This window comes from Synechococcus sp. OH2 (assembly GCF_047462155.1).
In the GTDB taxonomy this organism is placed as follows: Bacteria; Cyanobacteriota; Cyanobacteriia; order Thermostichales; family Thermostichaceae; genus Thermostichus.
In genome coordinates this window covers 313-889 of the sequence record NZ_JANSIR010000112.1, presented here as the reverse complement: position 1 = coordinate 889, position 577 = coordinate 313, and the positions used below count along the sequence as shown (strand labels likewise).

The 577-nt window shown below is 58.4% G+C and carries 1 pseudogene; it reads left to right on the top strand.

Annotated features, from left to right (window positions below):
- Window positions 1–577: pseudogene (locus NW835_RS11870) on the top strand (hypothetical protein); the annotation flags it as partial.

Sequence of the window (577 nt, the reverse complement as noted above, 5' to 3'; positions counted from 1 at the left end):
TTTTGCGCGAGCCTTGCTCGCGCCAGTGGGCCGGAGGCCTTACTGGGTGAACGAGAACACACCGGAGAAGATAGTCAACGCCGTCAAGCTCCAATCGCTCTGCTACCGCGAAATTCGTACCCGCTTTGGACTGTCCAGCAACCTGGCACAACAGGTGTGCAGGCGGGTTGCAGGCTCGCGCAAGGTTGCCCGCCAAAAGAACCGTCTGGTCAAAGCGTTCAAGGGGGGTTTTGTGACCTTTCGCGCTAGCGGGACGGAGTCCTTTGACGCTCGCACCTTTTCTTTTCGGGAATTCTTTTCGGGAAAAAGACTGGACGGTGTCGCTGACCACCATTGAGGGGCGGGAACGCTTTGAGTTGGCAATGGGCAACTACCAGCGGGCCGTGTTGGCAGGCGCCGATCCCAAACCGGCCACGCTCATCAAACGCCAAGACGGTTCGGTTCTTACTATGTCGAGATTTGCGTGGAGCAGGATCCACCAGAGCCACGAGACACTGCCAAGGCAATGGGTGTGGACTTGGGTAGGAGAGAGATTGCCCACACCAAGGACTCCGTCCCGCTGACGCGAACAGAGGGA